The organism is Halobiforma nitratireducens JCM 10879 (assembly GCF_000337895.1).
In the GTDB taxonomy this organism is placed as follows: domain Archaea; phylum Halobacteriota; class Halobacteria; order Halobacteriales; family Natrialbaceae; genus Natronobacterium; species Natronobacterium nitratireducens.
The window spans coordinates 24,645-43,668 of the sequence record NZ_AOMA01000091.1; the positions used below are offsets into that span (position 1 = coordinate 24,645).

General features: G+C 64.1%; 19 protein-coding genes and 2 pseudogenes. 14 read left to right on the forward strand and 7 right to left on the reverse strand.

The genetic code is table 11. The features are described from left to right. Nucleotides 1-257: 257 nt before the first annotated feature. Both C446_RS09080 and C446_RS09085 read left to right on the forward strand, forming a co-directional pair. Nucleotides 258-1,079: an NRDE family protein gene (locus tag C446_RS09080; RefSeq protein ID WP_006672791.1), complete on the forward strand. Its 822-nt coding sequence runs from the start codon at nucleotides 258-260 to the stop codon at nucleotides 1,077-1,079. Between the two features lie 165 nt (nucleotides 1,080-1,244). Further along, entirely contained in the window at nucleotides 1,245-1,595 is a 351-nt protein-coding gene (locus C446_RS09085; protein WP_006672792.1) for a helix-turn-helix transcriptional regulator, read from the forward strand. A gap of 670 nt (nucleotides 1,596-2,265) precedes the next feature. Here C446_RS09085 and gatA read toward each other — a convergent pair. Together gatA and gatC are read right to left on the reverse strand one after the other, a co-directional pair. Further along, entirely contained in the window at nucleotides 2,266-3,540 is a 1,275-nt protein-coding gene (gene gatA / locus C446_RS09090) for an Asp-tRNA(Asn)/Glu-tRNA(Gln) amidotransferase subunit GatA (RefSeq protein WP_006672793.1), read from the reverse strand. Nucleotides 3,541-3,547: 7 nt separating this feature from the next. Next, nucleotides 3,548-3,826 (reverse strand): Asp-tRNA(Asn)/Glu-tRNA(Gln) amidotransferase subunit GatC, encoded by a 279-nt coding sequence (gatC, locus tag C446_RS09095; RefSeq protein WP_006672794.1) that lies wholly within the window; start codon nucleotides 3,824-3,826, stop codon nucleotides 3,548-3,550. Nucleotides 3,827-4,013: 187 nt separating this feature from the next. Here gatC and C446_RS19535 point away from each other — a divergent pair. The 4 genes and pseudogenes from C446_RS19535 to C446_RS09110 form a co-directional block, all read left to right on the forward strand. After that, a pseudogene (locus C446_RS19535) lies at nucleotides 4,014-4,439 on the forward strand (transcription initiation factor IIB); the annotation flags it as partial. 13 nt (nucleotides 4,440-4,452) lie between these two features. Further along, nucleotides 4,453-5,118, forward strand: a pseudogene (locus tag C446_RS19540) (transcription initiation factor IIB); the annotation flags it as partial. Between the two features lie 167 nt (nucleotides 5,119-5,285). Beyond that, nucleotides 5,286-5,411 carry a hypothetical protein gene (locus C446_RS20260; RefSeq protein ID WP_006672795.1) on the forward strand — a complete coding sequence of 42 codons (126 nt, stop codon included), beginning with the start codon at nucleotides 5,286-5,288 and terminating at the stop codon, nucleotides 5,409-5,411. A 137-nt stretch (nucleotides 5,412-5,548) separates the two neighbouring features. Beyond that, on the forward strand, nucleotides 5,549-6,451 hold the full coding sequence (locus C446_RS09110; RefSeq protein ID WP_006672796.1) for an alpha/beta fold hydrolase: 903 nt from the start codon (nucleotides 5,549-5,551) through the stop codon (nucleotides 6,449-6,451). Nucleotides 6,452-6,521: 70 nt separating this feature from the next. Here C446_RS09110 and C446_RS09115 read toward each other — a convergent pair whose 3' ends face one another. The 3 genes from C446_RS09115 to C446_RS09125 all read right to left on the reverse strand — a co-directional run bounded on the left by C446_RS09115 (nucleotide 6,522) and on the right by C446_RS09125 (nucleotide 7,513). Continuing rightward, the gene (locus C446_RS09115; RefSeq protein ID WP_006672797.1) at nucleotides 6,522-6,809 is read right to left on the reverse strand and encodes a DUF2249 domain-containing protein; all 288 of its coding nucleotides are present in this window, start codon (nucleotides 6,807-6,809) and stop codon (nucleotides 6,522-6,524) included. 180 nt (nucleotides 6,810-6,989) lie between these two features. Further along, nucleotides 6,990-7,223, reverse strand: coding sequence for a DUF2249 domain-containing protein (locus tag C446_RS09120; protein ID WP_006672798.1), 234 nt, complete (start codon nucleotides 7,221-7,223; stop codon nucleotides 6,990-6,992). A 62-nt stretch (nucleotides 7,224-7,285) separates the two neighbouring features. After that, nucleotides 7,286-7,513 (reverse strand): DUF2249 domain-containing protein, encoded by a 228-nt coding sequence (locus C446_RS09125; RefSeq protein ID WP_006672799.1) that lies wholly within the window; start codon nucleotides 7,511-7,513, stop codon nucleotides 7,286-7,288. A gap of 135 nt (nucleotides 7,514-7,648) precedes the next feature. On the opposite strand from C446_RS09125, the gene C446_RS09130 reads away from it, so the two are divergent. The 7 genes from C446_RS09130 (at nucleotide 7,649) to C446_RS09160 (ending at nucleotide 14,505) form a co-directional block, all read left to right on the forward strand. Further along, nucleotides 7,649-8,323, forward strand: coding sequence for a helix-turn-helix domain-containing protein (locus C446_RS09130; RefSeq protein ID WP_006672800.1), 675 nt, complete (start codon nucleotides 7,649-7,651; stop codon nucleotides 8,321-8,323). A 461-nt stretch (nucleotides 8,324-8,784) separates the two neighbouring features. Then, entirely contained in the window at nucleotides 8,785-10,479 is a 1,695-nt protein-coding gene (locus C446_RS09135; RefSeq protein WP_006672801.1) for a 4Fe-4S ferredoxin N-terminal domain-containing protein, read from the forward strand. Further along, nucleotides 10,476-11,858: an NrfD/PsrC family molybdoenzyme membrane anchor subunit gene (gene nrfD, locus C446_RS09140; protein ID WP_006672802.1), complete on the forward strand. Its 1,383-nt coding sequence runs from the start codon at nucleotides 10,476-10,478 to the stop codon at nucleotides 11,856-11,858. Before C446_RS09135 ends, nrfD begins: the two co-directional genes overlap by 4 nt. Next, a complete protein-coding gene (locus C446_RS09145; protein ID WP_006672803.1) occupies nucleotides 11,855-12,163 on the forward strand; it encodes a hypothetical protein in 309 nt (102 codons plus the stop codon). The genes nrfD and C446_RS09145 overlap by 4 nt, the downstream gene beginning before the upstream one ends. Nucleotides 12,164-12,537: 374 nt before the next feature. Then, the gene (locus tag C446_RS09150) at nucleotides 12,538-12,852 is read left to right on the forward strand and encodes a hypothetical protein (protein WP_006672804.1); all 315 of its coding nucleotides are present in this window, start codon (nucleotides 12,538-12,540) and stop codon (nucleotides 12,850-12,852) included. 109 nt (nucleotides 12,853-12,961) lie between these two features. Then, on the forward strand, nucleotides 12,962-14,053 hold the full coding sequence (locus tag C446_RS09155; RefSeq protein WP_006672805.1) for an Mrp/NBP35 family ATP-binding protein: 1,092 nt from the start codon (nucleotides 12,962-12,964) through the stop codon (nucleotides 14,051-14,053). A 104-nt stretch (nucleotides 14,054-14,157) separates the two neighbouring features. Continuing rightward, entirely contained in the window at nucleotides 14,158-14,505 is a 348-nt protein-coding gene (locus tag C446_RS09160; RefSeq protein WP_006672806.1) for a cupin domain-containing protein, read from the forward strand. 1 nt (nucleotide 14,506) lies between these two features. Here the strand turns inward: C446_RS09160 and C446_RS09165 are convergent, their stop codons facing one another. Both C446_RS09165 and C446_RS09170 read right to left on the reverse strand, forming a co-directional pair. Beyond that, complete coding sequence (locus tag C446_RS09165; RefSeq protein WP_006672807.1) at nucleotides 14,507-15,682, reverse strand: asparagine synthase C-terminal domain-containing protein; 1,176 nt, start codon at nucleotides 15,680-15,682, stop codon at nucleotides 14,507-14,509. Continuing rightward, nucleotides 15,679-16,377 carry a PHP domain-containing protein gene (locus C446_RS09170; RefSeq protein ID WP_049920128.1) on the reverse strand — a complete coding sequence of 233 codons (699 nt, stop codon included), beginning with the start codon at nucleotides 16,375-16,377 and terminating at the stop codon, nucleotides 15,679-15,681. Before C446_RS09170 ends, C446_RS09165 begins: the two co-directional genes overlap by 4 nt. 231 nt (nucleotides 16,378-16,608) lie before the next feature. Here C446_RS09170 and purL point away from each other — a divergent pair, with 231 nt between their 5' ends. Beyond that, a complete protein-coding gene (gene purL / locus C446_RS09175; RefSeq protein WP_006672809.1) occupies nucleotides 16,609-18,834 on the forward strand; it encodes a phosphoribosylformylglycinamidine synthase subunit PurL in 2,226 nt (741 codons plus the stop codon). Nucleotides 18,835-19,024: the final 190 nt, after the last annotated feature.

Below are 19,024 nucleotides of genomic sequence, written 5' to 3' on the forward strand. Positions count from 1 at the left end.
GGCTGGTTGGGGTGAACTCGTGCTCGTTTCGTTCCACTACTATTCAATTATAAATAATTTCCTCGGTTGAAACGAGCGAAGTGTACCGATCCGTGGAGACTGGGACTGCTGTGGCTGGGAGTTTGCGAGTTGCGTTCCTCCGATTACGGAAGTGCAAGGAGAAAGCCCCGCCTTGAAAGGCGGGGAAGATGTCAAGTCCTTTCGATTCGACCGTCGCCCACAGTCAAGTTAAGAGTCTGCTATCCCTACTACGAGTCGTGTGTACGCTCACGCTCGCGTGGCAGGTTTTCGACGACGCGCCGGTCGCGGTCGCGGCCAACCGCGACGAATCCCTCGAACGCGACTCACGTCCGCCATCGGTCTACAGCACGGACCCGCTGATCGTCGCTCCTCGAGACGCCGAGGCCGGCGGTACCTGGATCGGCTACAACGAACGGGGCGTCTTCGCCGGGATCACGAACGGCTGGGTCGGGGCCGATCTGGCCGGCGAGCGGTCGCGGGGCCTGCTGGTCGCGGACATCCTCACAGCCGACTCCGCACGCGAGGCTGTCAGCGTCGTCGAGCAAGCGACTGCCGCCGACGAGTACGACGCGTTCAACCTGGTGATCGCCGACGCGGACGACGCGTACTGCGTTCGATGGGGCGGCGATCTGGAGCGTCTATCCTTCGATCCCGGCGTCCACGTCGTCGTCAACGTCGCCGTCGACGACGACGCGAGGATTCCACCCGAACGCACCGAGGCCGCTCGAGCGCAGGCCGACAACGCTCGAGCGGTCCGACACGCGTTGACGGTCGAGACCGACGGGACGGGCGAGCCGACGGAGACGGTCGACGGCTGGCTCGAGCGCGCCGGGACCGTCCTCGCGGATCACGAGTACGGCGTCTGTGTCCACCGGAACGGGTTCGGCACGCGCTCGTCGTCGCTGATCGCCCTCGCGGACGGCGGAAACGAGGAAGGCGGTCCCGTGGCTGCCAGCTACTCGTTTGCCGCTGGCCCACCGTGTCGGACCGAGTACGAGTCGGTGGCGCTCCCGGTCGAGACGGACAGCGGCCGCGAGCGCGACCGGGGACAGCACTGAGACTGTGGGACGAAACGACGTGAAGCCGATCGTGGTGCTGTCCGACAGTACGAGTCGCGGTCGGACGGCCGTGCGGAGGAAGGGCACATTTAAGCGGCTCCCCGAACCTCATATGGACATGGACGAACTCCTGCCTGTCGCGTCGAGCGTGGAGGGGTGGTCACCGTGAGCGTCTCAGCAGCCGAAGAAGAGCTCACCGAGGACGAGCGTGCCGGGCTCGAGCTCGTTCGCGAGACCGGCGGGATCCACCAGAGCGACTTCTGGAAGGAACTGGACGTCTCCTCGCGCAAGGGGAGCCGAATCGTCGAATCGCTGGTCGAGAAGGAACTGGTCGACCGCGAGGAGACGGTGTACGACGGACACAACACCTACTACATCAGCCCGACGGCCCGCGACCTGGATTTCCGACTCCTGATGGCCGGGGATATGCTCTCGCCGTTTATCGGCGAGGAGGAGATCGATCCACAGAGCGACGCCTTCTCGCAGTGGATTATGAACCTCGCCTACGAAGAGTAGCGAGTTACTTTTCGATGATTTGGGCGGTAGCGACGGAGTACTCGAGTAGACTCGTCTCCAGCAAACCCACCGAATACCTCGATACGGACGTTCCGACAGCCTCGCGGCGTCAACAACCTAACTCCCTTTACATGCAATTGTTTATTAATGCGATGCGCTCGAGGCCGCCAAAACCACACGTTCTCGTCCTGTTCGTCTGTTTTGTTTTCGTGGTTAGTCTGAGTACGATACGTCTCGTAGAACAGAGTACGAACTGGAGTCGTGGCTCTGGGTAGGGTCCGTTTCTATCGGTGTTTCTTATGGGATATTCCACTAGTGGAGACGGGGAGAAAACTCCAATTTGAGTGCGGAGGCCCTATTGAAATCCTCAGGCAGTGACAAGATTTGACTGCTAAATAGAGAGTGGGGATGTAGCGCCAATCAAATGGATAGAAGAATAGGGTGTCATAGAACAGTTCGCACACCCCATTCGCAACGACTCTCCGTCAGGAAGTATCGGGGACCGATGTACCACGAGAGGGCAAAATCTACTCGGGGCTGTCAGAAATTGCGTGCTGAATACAGGGCGTTCTGTACGAACCTCTCTACGACTCCCCTCCTTGATTTCGTATAATAAGTTGGTCCTGGAACGCTGTTCGGTTCGATGGCAACCCGTGCGATCGAAAACGGGTTACTCGAGCGCGCTGGCCGCCCGAATAATCTCTTCCTCACCGAACGCGGGACCGATTAGCTGCAGGCCGACGGGAAGACCGTCGGTTTCACCGGCAGGCACCGAAATCGCGGGCAGGTCCGCGAGGTTGACTGGAACGGTGTTCGCGTCCGCGAGGTACATCTGGAGCGGGTCCTCGAGACTCTCGCCGAGTTCGAACGGCGGTACGGGCATCGTCGGCGACGCGAGGACATCGGCTTCCGAAAGCGCCTCGTCGAAGTCCTGCTTGACCCACGCTCGAGCGTCCTGGGCTTTCTTGTAGTACTTGTCGTGATAGCCCGCCGAGAGGGCGTACGTGCCAAGCAGGATGCGCCGTTTGACCTCGTCGCCGAACCCTTCCTCGCGGGCCCTCGCGAACGCCTCGTTCCAGTTGCCGTCGTAGCCGCCGGAGTTACCGTAGCGGACGCCGTCGAACCGCGCGAGGTTCGAGGACGCCTCGGACATGGCGATCACGTAGTAGGCTTCGACGGCGTGTTCGACCGACGGCAGCGAGACCTCGTGGTACTCCGCACCTTGCTCCTCGAGGTCGGCAATGGCGTCCCAGAAGGCCTCGACGACGCCCTCGTCGGCACCGTCGAGCAGTTCGGTGGGTACGCCGATCCGCAGGCCGTTGACATCACCGGTGGCCGCGTCGGCGTAGCTGTCGCCCTCGAGTTGCGGGTCACGGGTGGTCGCGTCGCGGTCGTCGGGGCCTGCGATCACGTCCAGCAGTTCGGCTGCGTCCTCGACGGTGTTCGCAAAGGGGCCGATCTGCTCTAAGCTGTTGCCGTAGGCGACGAGGCCGTATCGCGAGACCAGCCCGTACGTAGGCTTGAGGCCGACGACGCCACAGAACGCGGCCGGACAGCGGATCGAGCCGCCCGTGTCCGAGCCAAGCGCGAGATCGGCCTCGCCAGCCGCGACGGCCGCGGCGGAGCCTCCGGAGGACCCACCCGGAACGTGGCCCGGTGCGGTGGGGTTGTCCGTCGGTCCGAACGCCGACGTTTCGTTCGTCGTCCCCATCCCGAACTCGTCCATGTTGGCCTTCCCGACGATGGTCGCGCCGGCGTCTTTCAGTCGGGAGACGACCGTCGCGTCGTACGGCGGGACGTACTCCGCGAGCATCTCCGAGCCACACGTCGTCCGGACGCCCTCGGTGGAGATATTGTCCTTGACGGCGACGGTCCTGCCAGCCAGCGGACCGTCCTCGTCGCCCGCGAGCGATTCCTCGGTAATGAAGATGTTTGCGTCCGACATGATCGAATCAGGAGACGTTCGGTCCCTTGAAGTAGCCGTCCTCGGTCTCTGGGGCGTTCCGGAGCGCGTCTTCGCTGTCCAGCGAGTCCCGCGTCTCGTCGGGTCGCATCACGTTGACGAGGTCGGCCTCCCGATCGACCTCCGGTACCTCGTCCAGCGTCTCGAAGTACTCGAGGATGTCCGCGAACTGCCGAGTGAACTGGTCGACCTCGTCGTCCGCGAGGCCGACGCGAGCGAGTTCCGCGACGTGGCGGACCTCCTCGGGATTGACGGCGTCGTCGCTCATGTATACGTGTTCGAACCGGCTTCCGGGGAGTAAGGGTTTCGATACGACCGACCCGCGCCGTCCGGTCACCAGTTGCGAAGCCGCAACCGCGGATGGTTACCCGACACAGCATCGAAGTTTTTAAGTAACCGAACTGCCTTACTAGGCAGCACTACAGAGCGTTTTCAGCACCGTTTCGACCGAGACAATGACTGACTCCAGCATCCGAACTCGCAGCGACCAGCGACGCCAGAGAGAGCGCGCCGGGTCGAGCGAGACGGCCGAGACCGAGGAAGAACAACGCGAAAGCGAGCGAGAGCAGTGTCCCGAGTGCGGTGGTCGTCTCGTTTCCGACGCCGAGCACGCCGAGACCGTCTGTGACGACTGTGGTCTCGTCGTCGACGAAGGCGAGATCGACCGCGGCCCCGAGTGGCGCGCGTTCGACGCCGCCGAGAAAGACGAGAAGAGCCGCGTCGGAGCCCCGACAACGAACATGATGCACGATCAGGGGCTGTCGACGAACATCGGCTGGCAGGACAAAGACGCGTACGGCCGCTCGCTCTCGAGCCGCCAGCGTCAGAAGATGCAGCGGCTTCGCACCTGGAACGAGCGGTTCCGTACCCGCGACTCGAAAGAGCGCAACCTCNGCGTACGGCCGCTCGCTCTCGAGCCGCCAGCGTCAGAAGATGCAGCGGCTTCGCACCTGGAACGAGCGGTTCCGTACCCGCGACTCGAAAGAGCGCAACCTCAAACAGGCGCTGGGCGAGATCGATCGGATGGCCTCTGCTCTGGGGCTCCCCGAGAACGTCCGCGAAACCGCCAGCGTGATCTACCGCCGTGCGCTCGACGAGGACCTCCTCCCGGGTCGCTCGATCGAAGGCGTTGCGACCGCGTCGCTGTACGCCGCCGCCCGCCAGGCCGGGACGCCCCGCAGCCTCGACGAGATTTCGGCGGTCAGCCGCGTCGAAAAAGACGAAATCGCCCGTACTTACCGGTACGTGATCCGGGAGCTCGGCCTCGAGGTCCAGCCGGCCGATCCCGAGAGCTACGTCCCGCGGTTCGCGAGTGACCTCGAGTTGCCGGACGAAACCGAGCGTCGGGCGCGCCAACTCCTCAAGACGGCCAAAGACGAGGGCATCCACAGCGGTAAGTCGCCCGTCGGCCTGGCGGCCGCCGCCGTCTACGCCGCCGCGTTGCTCACGAACGAGAAGGTCACCCAGAACGACGTCAGCGAAGTCGCGAGTATCTCGGAAGTGACTATCCGGAACCGGTACCACGAACTCCTCGAGGCCGAGGAAGGCGCGCCGGTCTGAACGCAGTGGTCGCCGCGTTGAGGACCCGACGAGGGCAGAAAACGCTTGCATCCGGTCGAACGACGACGCTGACAACTCCATGTTTACTCGAATTATCTTGCTGCTAACCGATCCGCGATGCTAGTAGTCACGGTATACTGAATACGGAAAACGGACTCCTCAGCGGTATGGAATGTGCTAACTGTCACTCGGAGACGGTAGCGTACACCCTGACGACCTACCCTGAGGACGAGAGGAGAGACCCCATCGATCTGCACTTCTGTTCGGCGGACTGTCTCGACGTCTGGGCGTGAGCTCGTCTGGGACGGACGGTCGGCACACTGTGACGGTTAGATATGGGGCCGCAAACCGGAGGAGAGACGAATCGCCGGGTGCGAGCGCGGTATCTCACTGCAGGGGGATTCAAACCACAGGCTCTGGTATTCGGCGTATGGCGTCCGGACAGCCCTCGGTCGCGGCGGACTCGGTCGCAACGGACATCGGCTCGTCGACGTTCCGTTCAGTCCGTGGCCTCGAGTTGCACGCACGAGTCGCCGGCGACGAGACCGATCCGCTCGTCGTGTTGTTACACGGGTTCCCCGAGTTCTGGTACGGCTGGCACGAGGCCATCCAACCGCTCGTCGAGAACGGCTATCGGGTTCTCGTCCCCGACCAGCGGGGGTACAACCGAAGCGAGAAACCCAGCGGCGTTGGATCGTATCGGCGGTCGGAACTCGCGGCGGACGTCGCCGAACTGATCGCGACGGAAGGCCGGGACGTGGCTCACGTGGTCGGACACGACTGGGGCGGCATCGTCGCGTGGGATCTGGCGCTTCGATACCCCAACGTCGTCGACCGGCTCGCCGTCGTCAACGCGCCCCACCCGGTCGCGTTCCGCCGCCAGTTGCTCTCGAACCCCGAACAGTTGCGCCGGAGCTGGTACGCCTACGCGTTCCAGCTCCCGTGGCTTCCCGAGCGAATCTGTCGATACGACGACTACCGGCTTCTCGAGCGCGCGCTTACGGACACGGCCGCTCCGGGATCGTTTACCGAGACCGACCTCAAGCGCTACCGGCGGGCATGGGGACGCGAGGGCGCGCTGACGGCGATGCTCGGCTGGTACCGCGCGAGCGCACGCTATCCCGAATCACCGCCTCGAGAGCGGGTGGACGCGCCGACGCTCGTCGCCTGGGGGCGAGACGATGTCGCGCTCGTCCCGGAGCTAGCGATCGACAGTTACGGGTTCTGTCCGGACGGTCGGCTCGAGCTGTTTCCGACAGCAACTCACTGGTTACCACACGAGAACCCGAAGCGACTGATCGAGCTACTGTGTGAACACGTCGACGGAGCGTGAGGCTCACGGAGTCCCCGTCGGAAGCGGCACAGGAGACCCGTGAAGTCGCCAATCGGCGGTAACGGCCAGGTCAGGCCCCGGCGTCGGCATCGGCAGCAGGAACCCAGATGACGGTGACGACCTCGTCCTCGAGTTCGACGGTCTCGTGATCGTAGCCGCGATCGTCGAGCTTCGGGAAGAGGAACTGCGGCACCCGGTCGTTGCGCTGGACGAGCACCGTTTCGTCCTCGAGTTCGACGAGCATCTCGAGGGTGTTCTTGAGCGGCTCCGGTGGGCCCAGAGAGCGCACGTCGATGACCTCGCGCGGTCGCTCGTCGGGCGCGTCGGTTCGGTCGACGACGGAGGCGGACGACTGCATACCGACGTGTACGCGTTCAGTCAGGGTAGCTCTCGCGCCGTACGTGTTCGCCAAACAGTGGAGTGTCCGTGATGAGGTATCGACGGTGACCGAAACCCGAGAGAATCGAGCCGGGGGACAAACGAGGGCGAAGAAAAGTCGGCCCGGCAGGTCACTCCCCGAAAGTCTCGCGGCGGCCGGTCAGGCGTCGCGCTTCGGGAACTTCGCGACGAACTCGTCGGCGGCGACCCGTTCGACCTCGTACCCGTCGGCGTCGAAGCTCTCGACCTCGGCCTGGAACTCGTAGAACAGCGGCTTCGGCTCGTGATCGTTCACGATCGTCAGTGTCTCACCAGGCTCGAGGTCCTGAAACTCGTCGTGAATAGTCGGATGGCGGTTCACGGGCGGAATGTCTCTGACGTCGAGTCGCGTCATGTAGTTCGTGATGAGGGACGGACCGCCCTCCGTGTTCGGCCGAACACGTTCGCCGGCCGAGACTACGCGTGCTCGATGAGTACCTGCCAGAGATCGCCCTCCTGCTGGCGGGCCTCGTGATCGTACCCGCGGTCGTCTAGCACCTCGTAGAGGGGTTTCGGTTCGAAGGGAGCGATCAACTCGAGTCGTTCGTCGTCCTCGAGCGAGCCGAGAGCGGACATGATGTCGTCGAACGGCTCTCCGTCGATCTCGCGTACGTCGATCGTCCGGTCGACTGAGTCTGCTGTCATCGCTTCTGCCTTCGATCCGCGTCGGGTTGGATATTCAGCCGAACCTGTTCGTATCCAGGGCGTTCTCAGTACGTAGGAATTGCGTCGAACATATTCGGAGCCACGGGTATATACCCACGATGGGAACGTATTCGTATGGCTCAAGCGACTCTCACCGTCACATTGCCCGAGCAGGTCTGGATCGAACAGGTGTCGACCGACTATCCGGCAGCGACGTTTCGCGTGCTCGCCGCAGTGCCCGGAGCGGACAGCGGATTCGCGCTGGTTCGGGTGACTGGATCGGACGTGCCGGACGTGGTCGACGCGATGAACGACCATCCACAGATTACCGAACTGACGCTCGCCCAGTGGAGCGAAAACGAGGCGACGATCCACTTCGAGACGACGGCACCGCTACTGCTTTTCTCCTCTCAGGAGTCGGGAATGCCGATCGAACTGCCGGTCGAGATCAGGGATGGCGAAGCGACCATCGAAGTGACCGGCTCGCGGGACCGCCTCGCGGAACTGGCCGAACAACTCGAGCACTTCGGGCTCCAGTACCGCATCGAGAACGTCCGCGAGCGGCTCCACGAGAGCCAGCTACTCTCGGAGCGCCAGCTCGAGGTCGTCGCCGCCGCCGTCGAACAGGGGTACTACGACACGCCCCGGGAGTGCTCGCTGACGGAGTTGGCGGGCCACCTCGACATCGCGAAATCGACGTGTAGCGAGACGCTCCACCGTGCCGAAGAGGCGATCATCAAACGCTTCGTCGAGGACCTGCCGGGCCTCGAGGAGGAAGAGCCACTCGAGCAACAGCTCGCTGCGGACTGACCTTCCTGCCCGACAGCGATCCAGTGTGGCCGCCGGTGATGGCGATACGGACGGTTTCGCCGCCGGAGACCGTCCGGCAGACCGTGGTCGACGCCACCAGTCAAACCATAGACTCGAGCGGCGAGGCGGCCAGAGCGGCCGCCAACTGGCCGTCGGCAGCCTGGTTCCGCGGCGGATCGAGAGTCGCCTGAGCAGTTCGTTCGTCCGATCTGCTTTCTTTCGCTCGCCTCGTCGTAATGTGTTATAGTATCACATTTCCCTTTCGAGAACCAGATATAGTTACTACTGGTCATGAATACCCGAACAAGTTCGGGCCCGTTCTCAGTATTTGGAAATCGAGTGTATACTTGAACGAAGTCTGGTTGTGAGTGCGGGCTAGGGGACCAGAATGAACATATTAAAGTGGGTACCGGCAAGTTACTGCTCTACGAAAACGCCGTGTACAGAGGTGTTCTAGCCAGATGAGTACGGACGATGAATCATTCCATCCACTCGGAAGCGAGTGGGAAGACGAACTCGAGACGATGCTCGACGATACCGAGTACGATACCGAACTCGGTATGCAGATGGCCCAGGACGCGTTCCGCGTCAGCAAGGGCGAGCTTTCCGAAGCCGAATTCCACGAGAAGTATCACGACGACGTGATGGAGGAGTTCGGCGAGGACGAGCGCCCGACCAAGGAAGCCTATCAGAAGATGCAGGCCGAGGCTTCCGAAGAGGGCACCGTCTCCCGGATGCTCTCGAAGTTCGAGGGCGACGGGGAAGAGAGCCGCCGCGACGCCATGAAGAAGATGGGGGCCGGCGCGGCCGCCGTCGGACTCGGCGCGTGGGGTACCGTCGACGACGGTCCGGAGGAGCCCCCTCAGCCAAGCGCCGGCGACACCGCTGCCCAGGCCGACGAGGACGAAGACGACGGCGTCCAGTGGGGGATGGCCATCGACCTCGACCGGTGTGACGGCTGTCTTACCTGCGTTAGCGGTTGTGCATCTGAGAACCAGCTCGACTCCGGCGTCAACTGGATGTACGTCCTCCAGTACGACGATCCGAGCGCGACCGGCGAGGGGTCCGAACTGGCCCGGCCGGCCGGGGCGGCCGCGAACCGTCTCGTTCGTCCGTGTCAGCACTGTACCGACGCTCCCTGTGAGAAGGTCTGTCCGACGACGGCCCGTCACACGCGGGACAAGGACGGCCTCGTCCTGACCGACTACGACGTCTGTATCGGTTGCCGATACTGCCAGGTCGCCTGCCCCTACGGCGTCAACTACTTCCAGTGGGACGAGCCCGACGTTCCTGCCGACGCTATCAAGGAACACTACGAGGAAGAGGGGATGGGCGATCACATGACCGACGACCGCGGGCGCTGGGTCGACAGCCGCGCCCCACGTGGGGTCATGAGTAAGTGTACGATGTGTCCGACCCGACAGGACGGCCAGATGGGCGAAGGTCAGGTCGGAACGACGGCCTGTGAGGAAGCCTGTCCGACAGGTGCCATCCAGTTCGGGGACATGAACGACCCCGAAAGCGATCCCCAGAAATACGAGGACAACCCAGCCCGCGGCCGCACCCTCTGGCGGGTCAACCCACCGAGTGCCGACGAACTCGAGGAGGACCTCGACGGCGTCGACGACGACCTCGAGTCCGTCCTCGAGGCGACGGACCTCGAAGAGGACGAGCTGACGCTGATCAAGGCCGTCGATATCGTCTCCGACGGGTTGTACGACGGCGACGAAGAGCTCCACAGCCACGACCTGGACTACCACGAGCGCAACTTCCGCGAAGCGCTCGATGCGCTCGCCGACCACGGGCTCGACCACGACAGCGAAGAGGTGCTGGTCGGACTCGGCCTCGCCGACGAAACCGACGAGGACGAAGAGTTCGACGGCCCCGACGAGCGGGACGCACAGATGGAACTCGAGGCCTTCACTGGCAGCCCCGACTCGAACTTCCGTCTGCTCGAGGAGTACGACACGAACCCGAACGTCATCTACATGGGTCAACAGCCCGGCCCGAACGCGGAGCAGACTGAGCCGACGGGGACCGGTGCCCGGTACGAACAGCTCAGCTACGATACGGTGACCGACGGAGAGATTCAGATCGTCGACAACCGGAAAGACGTGCTCGACGAGGACACCGTCGGCGGAGGGTTGTTCTCATGAGTACGAAAACGCCGAACGAGCAGGACATCCTGCGTCCGATCGGGATCGACAAGATTTCGAAACCGTATCTCGCCCTGTTCGGCGTCGCGTCGCTTGCCTTCGGTATCTTCCTGATCGGCTGGTTCTACCAGCTCTGGGTCGGGATGAGCGTTACCGGGCTCTCCGACTGGGGTACCGGCGGCGGCGTCACCTGGGGACTGTACATCGGCGCGTTCATCTGGTGGGTCGGGATCGCCCACGGCGGGATCATCCTCTCGGCTGCGGTCCGGCTGCTCGGCATGGATCGCTACATGCCGGTCGCGCGCCTCGCCGAGATGCTGACCCTCGCGGGTCTCTCGGCGGCCGGCTTCTACATTATCGTCCACATGGGCCGTCCGGATCGGATGGTCACCAGCGTCATCGGCCACTACCACATCACGGTGAACAACTCGCCGCTGGTGTGGGACGTGACGGTCATTACGGCCTACTTCGTCCTGACCGCGACCTACCTCGGCCTGACGCTCCGGTACGATGTCACGCGCATGCGCGATCAGCTACCGGACCTCTTCGAGCCGATCTACAAGATTATGACGATCGGCTACTCCGAGAAGGAAGACAAGGTCATCGAACGCATGGTCTGGTGGGTCGCACTCGCGATCATCATCATGGCACCGCTGTTGCTCCACGGCGGCGTCATTCCGTGGCTGTTCGCCCTGCTGCCGACCTACCCCGGCTGGTTCGGCGCGATCCAGGGGCCACAGTTCCTCACTATCGCACTGACTTCGGCGATCAGCGGCGTGATCCTGGTCTCGTATGCCTTCCGACGTGCCTACGACTGGGATCACATCATCACTGACGACATCTTCCGTGGCCTGCTGCTGTGGCTTGGCTTCTTCTGCCTGCTGTTCCTCTGGCTGCAGCTCCAGCAGCTCACGGCCGGGAGCTTCTCCGCGACGATCGACCACCAGGCCGCGACGGCCTCGAAGCTCTCGCATCCGGCCTACATCGTGCCGATGCTGATGGTGGTTGGCGTCCTCGCGTATATCTTCGCGACGACGCTGCGCCCGTCGCTGTTCAACAAGAAGCGTGCGATCGGCGCGGCCGTGCTGGTGCTGATCGCGACGCTCGTCGAGAAGACGTACTTCGTCGTCGCTGGCCTCTGGTATCCCGCGTTCGATATCTACTCGGCCACGCCCGGCGAGTACTTCCCGAGCCTGATCGAACTCTCCTCGGTACTCGGCACGATCGGGATGGTGACGCTGTTCTTCCTCGTCATCTCCAAGCTCGTTCCCGTGGTCGAACTCCACGCGATCGAACACCTGCGTGGCGACCACGGCCACGGCGAACACGAGCACGAAGAACCCGCTGAAAGCGCAACCGATTCGGAGGTGAAAGCATGAGTTCGCTGCTCACGGCACTCACGATGCTGCCACTGTACGCCGGTGTCGGCGGAACCGAAGGCGTAACCGGCTTCCCGAACATCGGGACGTACCTCATCTTCGGGGTCGTGCTGGTGCCGGTCTACGTCATGATCGCCGCGTGGTTCATCGGCAAGCCACGAGATACGCAGACGGGCCTGATGGGCGTCGCCTACCTCGTGGGGATCACCCTCGGGATGTGGGTCCCGATGTTCTTCCTCACCATGATCATCGGAATCATCTTCTTCGGCGGCGTGCCGGAGCCGATCGGCTCCCCCGGGCCGTAACTGCGCGACGCGGTTTCGCCCGCACCGTCCGTTTTTTCCGGCGTACTCACTATAGCAGCCACTGCAAGTCAGTGCGCACCTGCTCGCCAGATGGATCGGCGACCAGTGTGCAGATCGTTGCAGTTGTTACGGAAGTGCAAGGAGAAAGCCCCGCGCTTCAGGGCGGGGAGGATGTCAATATGCCAGCAGCCTGCGACACGTCTACGCCAGCACACTGTCCCGGATAGCTCTCGAGTCGGTTCCTCACTACGATCGACGCGGTACGCTCGAGAGGGCCGTTCTCGTCACCTCGATTTCGACCCAGGCTCCTCAGGTCGTAACTTCCCTGCACGTGCATGCACCACCGAAACCCCCTCGAACGTGGTGTGTCCCCTATGACGACGGTCGTCGACCTCGCCGCCACGCTCTCGATGGTCCTCTATCACGGGTACGAGGGGACCGACGGACTGACCGGGTTCCCGAATACGGGGACCTGGCTGATTTTCGGCGTCGTTCTGGTTCCGATCTATATCATGGTGATCGCGTGGTTTACGGGCTCGCCGAGGGACACGAAGACCGGGCTGCTCGGCGTGACCTACCTCGTCGGGTTGACGACCTCGATGTGGGTCGGGATGTTCGTGTTGACCGTGATCCTCGGGATCGTCTTCTTCGGCGGCGCGCCGGAACCGATCGGATCGCCGGGTCGGTAAGTCGACAGCGGACCGGTCCGGGAACGACGACACAACGGAGAGATGCGCCGCTAGCGGGGCGAACCATCACACGTATGACCGTCGGGGCCCTCGTTTCGACCAACGATATATGAGTATCACCGAACACGAACTCAAGATCAAACTCGAGGACGTCGAGGACCCGGACCTCGGTCAGGACATCGTCACGCTCGGGCTGGTCAACGACGTGACGATCGACGACGAGACCGCTCGGATCTCGCTCGCGCTCAACGCGCCGTACGCGCCGTCGGAGATGGAGGTCGGAAACCGCGTCCGCGAGGTCTGTGACGAGGTCGGCCTCGAGGCGGACCTGCGGGCCCACGTCGGCGAGGAACACGGGTTCGATGACCAGGTTCTCCCACAGGTTCGTAACGTCATCGCGGTCGCCTCCGGGAAAGGTGGCGTCGGGAAGACGACAGTTGCGGCCAACCTCGCTGCCGGACTCGAGAAACGCGGTGCGATGGTCGGCATTCTCGACGCCGACATCCACGGCCCGAACGTTCCGAAGATCCTCCCGATCGAGGGTGAACCCGGCGTGATGCCAAACGAGGACATCGTCCCGCCCCGTTCCGATGGGGTCCGGGTCATCAGTATGGGCTTTATGACCGAGGAGGACGACGATCCCGCGATCCTCCGGGGACCGATGGTCAACAAGTTCATGATGAAGTTCCTCGAGGGCGTCGAGTGGGGTCGCCTGGACTACCTCATCGTCGACCTCCCGCCGGGGACGGGCGACGCGACGCTGAACCTGCTGCAGTCGATGCCCGTCACCGGTGCGGTCGTCGTGACGACGCCCCAGGAGATGGCTCTCGAGGACACCCGGAAGGGCGTCCAGATGTTCAACAAACACGACACGCCAGTGCTCGGTGTCGTCGAGAACATGAGTTCGTTCGTCTGTCCGTCGTGTGACGACGAACACGGGCTGTTCGGTACCGAAGGGGCGGACGAGATCGTCGACGACTACGACGTTCCACTGTTGGGTCGCGTGCCGATCCACCCCGACTTCGGTGCCGACGGCAGCAAGGGTCCGATCGTCAAAGACGACGACAGCCCGGTTCAGGAACACATCGAGGACCTCGTCGGCAAAACTGCCGACAAGATCGGCGCGGCGAACCGACAGACTGTCTCCGAGCACACGTCCGACGAGCCGGCCGACGCGTTGCCGACAGAGACCGAAGACTGAGCCCCGCGGTTTTTTGTCGTGTTGGTGGTTCTCCTCTCCTCCTCTCCTTCTCTCCCCTCTCCTCGAGCGGTGTTGTTTTCTTTCCGCTCGTCGAACGCACGTGTATGTCGCCGGAACTGGACGAATACGCCGACGCCATCGCCGATCTCGAGCCCGCTGCGGGCGAAGTCGAAACCGCGGAACTGGTCGTCACCGACGATGTCTTGGTCAAAGCGTTCGCCCTCGGGCCGGACGCGGAACTCGAGGCACACGATCATCCCGATAGCACGAACGTGTTCCACGTCCTCGAGGGAACGGTGACGGTGATCCAGGGCGACGAGAGCGAAACTACCGTCGACGAGATCGAGGCACCGGGCGTCGTCCACCACGAACGGGGCGTCGAACACGGAGCGAAAAACGAGACCGACGGGACGGTAGTGTTCACGGCGAGCCTCTGTCCCCTTCCGTCCTGACCTATCCCGAGCCCGAGTCGCCGACCGGCACCGGCGTCTCCACGTCCGGGAGCAGCGACGCGACGTACTTCGTGACGTGATCGTCCATCCGACGTTTGTAACCGGCCTGACGGGCGAGCCTGTCGAGTTCGCGGGCGACGAGACTTCCGTACTGGACGGCTTTCTTGTCCCGCTCGGCCACCTCCTCGGGGAGATACTGTCTGGCCACCCGACGGAAGCCTCGCTTTCGGGTCGCTTCGTCGGCCAGCAGGTCGTCGGGGAGCCGAAGGGCGGCGTCGACCACCGCGTCGTGGAGCAACGGCGCGACCGGCTCGAGGTCCGTCGCCCGGATCGAGAGGACGTCCCGCGGGAGCTGTGCCGGCAGGCTACGGATCTGTTCTCTCACCGCTCCCCGTGTGGTCTCGGCCTCGACGCGGTGGTCGAGCCGGACCACTTTCTCGTAGCCGCCGAACAGCTCGTCGGCTCCCTGCCCGACCGCGAGTGCGTCGAACCCGTCGGCCGCGACCTGCTCGCCGACCAGGTACAGCGGCAACGCGATCTGGATGTCCATCGCGTTCGTTCGTCCGGTCGCACGGGCGATCTCCGGCACTGCACGCTCGAGGTCCGCGGGCTCGAGTTCGACGACGGTGAGCTCCCGACCCATCGCCGCCGCAGCCGTGCGCGCGGCTTCGACGTCGTGGCTGTCGGGGAAGCCGACGACGTACAGCGGCGCGTCGAGCAGTTCGGCGACCAGCGCGGAGTCGACACCTCCGGAGAAGGCGACTGCAGCCTCGAGGCCGTCCGGCACTGCGTCGATCGCCGTCACGAGCGCTTCGTCGAGGGCCTCGAGTGCGGTGTCCGGGTCGGGTTCGGGGGCTGGCGCAGGTAGCGTCCAGCGTTCGCCGATGTCGTCCGCCGCCGTGGTCGCGGCGAGTTCGGGAGTTTCGAGCACGCCGCCAGCCGGGAACGGGACGGGGTCCTCGAGCGCGTCGGGTTCGAACGCCCACGGATCGTCCCGGGACCCTCCATCGGCAGTCTCGAGAAACAGCGGTTCGCGGCCGAGAACGTCTCGGACGAGATATCCGTCGGTCTCGCCGGCGAAGCCGGTCGTTCCCGGAAGTGGATCGGCCGACTCGAGTGCCTGGCGTACCGTCTCACCGTCGGTCCCGCGGAGGGCAGGACGATCCGTCCCGCTCATGGCGACCCCGGACCCATCAGCCCAAGCAAGCCACTTCTGACCCGGCGAGTCACGCCACCCGCGAACTGACGGACGCTGATGTGCCAGGGCGTTCGCTTCCCTTCGACGGAGGTTTTCCCCCGGCGGATCGCCTCGAGGATCGCCTCGGCCGACCGTTCGTCGGCGTCGACGCGGGTGATAGCCTGGCCGACCATCTCGCTGATGTGGGCGTCGCTGCCCGCTGTCATCGGCAAGTTACGGGACTTGGCGAACCGCTCGGCCTGCCGGTTCGCACGGCCGGTCAGCAGCCGGGAGTTGTAGACTTCGATCGCGTCCCCCTTCGCGAGCTCCTCGCGGGAGATGCGTCCCATCACGCCGTGTCGTGACTCCTGGAACGGGTGGGGAATCACCGCCAGCCCGCCCTGGTCCCGAATCCGCTCGATCGTCGTCTCGTAGGAGAGCCCCGGTGGGATCGCCTCATCGACGCCCAGCCCCAGCACGTGGCCCGCCTTGGTCGAGATTTCGATACCCGGAATCCCGACGAGGCCGTACTCGGAAGCACGCTCTGCGGCCTCGAGACTGGCGTCGATCTCGTCGTGGTCGGTCACCGCGATGGCGTCGAGATCGACGGCTTCGGCCTGCTCGAGGATGAGTTCCACCGAGTCTCGGCCGTCGTAGGACAGCGACGAGTGGACGTGGAGTTCGACCGACAGCACGTGTCTACGTTTACCTCGGCTGATGAAAAGCGCCTCGGTCCGTTTCGTCCGCTGGGTCCGGCTCCGAAGGGTTTCGAAGAGGGTCGGCCGCGTCCGTTCCGATGAACGCAACTGTTTCGACGCCCCCACCGGCGTTCAGGGGAGAGAGAAATCGATACGAGAACGCCACGAGTGATACACAAACGTGGATATGGAAACCCCTTTACCCCCCGACTTTCACCACCTAGATGAATGAGTCTTGCCGATTCGGACCGCGAACTCGTCGTCGAGGAGCTGGGCCGGGAGCCGACCCCGGCAGAGGCGGCGCTGTTCGAGAACCTCTGGAGCGAACACTGTGCGTACCGCTCCTCGAGGCCCCTGCTCTCGGCGTTCGAGAGTGAGGGTGAGCACGTCGTCGTCGGGCCGGGTGACGATGCGGCAGTAGTCTCGCTACCCGGGGACGACGACACCTACATTACGATGGGCATCGAGAGCCACAACCATCCTTCCTACGTCGACCCCTTCGACGGCGCTGCAACCGGCGTCGGCGGGATCGTCCGGGACACCCTCTCGATGGGTGCGTACCCGATCGCGCTGGCCGACTCGCTGTACTTCGGCGAGTTCGACCGCGAACACTCGAAGTACCTGTTCGAGGGCGTCGTCGAAGGGATCAGCCACTACGGCAACTGTATCGGCGTTCCAACCGTCGCGGGCAGCGTCGACTTCCACTCCGACTACGAGGGGAACCCGCTTGTCAACGTCGCCTGCGTCGGTCTGACCGACGAGGATCGGCTCGTGACCGCCGAAGCCCAGCAGCCCGGTAACAAGCTCGTGCTCGTCGGCAACGCCACCGGCCGAGACGGGCTGGGTGGGGCCTCCTTCGCGAGCGAAGACCTCTCGGAAGACGCCGAGACCGAAGACCGACCCGCCGTCCAGGTCGGCGACCCCTACGCGGAGAAGTTGCTGATCGAGGCCAACGAGCAACTGATCGAGGAAGACCTGATCGAATCCGCCCGCGACCTCGGCGCAGCGGGGCTGGGCGGGGCCTCGAGCGAGATGGTCGCGAAAGGTAACCTGGGCGCTCACATCGAACTCGAGCGGGTCCACCAGCGCGAACCGAACATGAACGCCCTGGAAATCCTGCTCGCCGAGTCCCAGGAGCGGATGTGCTACGAGGTCGAACCCGACAACGTCGACCGCGTCGAGGAGATCGCCGACCGGTTCGATCTGGGCTGTTCCGTGATCGGCGAGGTCACCGAGGGCAACTACGTCTGCACCTTCGAGGGGAGCGAGGCACAACGCGCCTCGGATGACTCGAGCGGTGAGCAGAGCGAATCGGGAGAGCGCGAGACGGTCGTCGATGTCGACGCCTACTTCCTCGGGGAGGGCGCGCCGATGAACGACCTCGAGAGCGAAGCGCCGGCACAGCCGGAGACCGATCGTCCCGATATCGACCTCGAAGAGGCCTTCGAAGCGGTCGTCTCGAGTCCGAACACGGCCTCGAAACGCTGGGTCTACCGCCAGTACGACCACGAAGTCGGCGTCCGGACGAGCGTCGGGCCGGGTGACGACGCCGCGATTATCGCGATCCGCGAGGCCGAGCAAGGGCTCGCCATCTCCGCGGGTGCCGCGCCGAACTGGACCTCGACGGCACCGTACGACGGTGCTCGTGCGGTTGCACTCGAGAACGCGACCAACGTCGCGGCCAAAGGCGCGACGCCGCTCGCGGCGGTCAACTGTCTCAACGGCGGCAACCCCGAGAAGCCGGACGTCTACGGCGGGTTCGAGGGCATCGTCGACGGACTCGCGGACATGTGTGCCACGCTCGAGACACCCGTCGTCGGCGGCAACGTCTCGCTGTACAACGACTCCGCGGCCGGTCCGATCCCGCCGACGCCGACGCTCGCGCTGGTCGGCACCAAGGACGGGTACGACGCGCCGCCGCTGTCGCTTGTGCCCGACGCGGACACCGATCTGCTGTTGGTCGGCGACCGCGGCCTCGCGGCCGACGAGTTCTCGCTTGGCGGCTCGGAGTATCTCGCCCGGTTCGAGGGGAGCGACGCGTTCCCGGTGGTCCCCGAGGAGCCGGCCACACTCGTCGAGACGATCGCCGAGATCGCGGACGACGAGTCGACGCGTGCCGTCCACGATGTCAGCCACGGCGGCCTCGCGGTCGCGCTCGCCGAGATGGTAACCGACGAGGCCGGTCTCGAGGTCTCGCTTCCGGTCGCCGAAGACGATGTCGCGGGCGCGCTCTTCCACGAACAGCCCGGCCGCGTCCTGATCCAGACCAACGATTCCGAGGCTGTCCGCGAGGCGTTCGACGGCGTCGCCCCGGTCGCTTCGCTCGGCTCGACGACCACAGACGGCACGCTCACGGTCGATATCGGGGATGCAGACGACGGAAGTCCCCTCGAGGAGTACGACGCCGAAACGATCCGCGAGCTGCGTGGGACGATCGAAGACGAACTGGCGTAGAACGGACGGCTCCGGTAGTCGGTATCGGTTTTCATGCCAAAATAGGGCATCTAATCGGCTCTTAGTGCCTTCAGCGTCCAAATTCGTCTCTCTCGAACGAGCCATCACGGTACCGTTCCGCGACGCGTGCCGGTATTTTCATATACCGCGGCTGCGAGTCGACCAACCGGACGACAGGTCCGGAGGATCT

Coding starts and splice junctions, on each gene's coding strand:
- C446_RS09135 (WP_006672801.1), top strand. CDS start 8,785: ATGAGTACGGACGATGAATCATTCCATCCACTCGGAAGCGAGTGGGAA.
- C446_RS09145 (WP_006672803.1), top strand. CDS start 11,855: ATGAGTTCGCTGCTCACGGCACTCACGATGCTGCCACTGTACGCCGGT.
- C446_RS09125 (WP_006672799.1), bottom strand. CDS start 7,513: ATGACAGCAGACTCAGTCGACCGGACGATCGACGTACGCGAGATCGAC.
- C446_RS09130 (WP_006672800.1), top strand. CDS start 7,649: ATGGCTCAAGCGACTCTCACCGTCACATTGCCCGAGCAGGTCTGGATC.
- C446_RS09160 (WP_006672806.1), top strand. CDS start 14,158: ATGTCGCCGGAACTGGACGAATACGCCGACGCCATCGCCGATCTCGAG.
- gatA (WP_006672793.1), bottom strand. CDS start 3,540: ATGTCGGACGCAAACATCTTCATTACCGAGGAATCGCTCGCGGGCGAC.
- C446_RS09115 (WP_006672797.1), bottom strand. CDS start 6,809: ATGCAGTCGTCCGCCTCCGTCGTCGACCGAACCGACGCGCCCGACGAG.
- C446_RS09165 (WP_006672807.1), bottom strand. CDS start 15,682: ATGAGCGGGACGGATCGTCCTGCCCTCCGCGGGACCGACGGTGAGACG.
- C446_RS09150 (WP_006672804.1), top strand. CDS start 12,538: ATGACGACGGTCGTCGACCTCGCCGCCACGCTCTCGATGGTCCTCTAT.
- gatC (WP_006672794.1), bottom strand. CDS start 3,826: ATGAGCGACGACGCCGTCAATCCCGAGGAGGTCCGCCACGTCGCGGAA.
- nrfD (WP_006672802.1), top strand. CDS start 10,476: ATGAGTACGAAAACGCCGAACGAGCAGGACATCCTGCGTCCGATCGGG.
- C446_RS09110 (WP_006672796.1), top strand. CDS start 5,549: ATGGCGTCCGGACAGCCCTCGGTCGCGGCGGACTCGGTCGCAACGGAC.
- C446_RS09120 (WP_006672798.1), bottom strand. CDS start 7,223: ATGACGCGACTCGACGTCAGAGACATTCCGCCCGTGAACCGCCATCCG.
- C446_RS09155 (WP_006672805.1), top strand. CDS start 12,962: ATGAGTATCACCGAACACGAACTCAAGATCAAACTCGAGGACGTCGAG.
- purL (WP_006672809.1), top strand. CDS start 16,609: ATGAGTCTTGCCGATTCGGACCGCGAACTCGTCGTCGAGGAGCTGGGC.
- C446_RS20260 (WP_006672795.1), top strand. CDS start 5,286: ATGGAATGTGCTAACTGTCACTCGGAGACGGTAGCGTACACCCTGACG.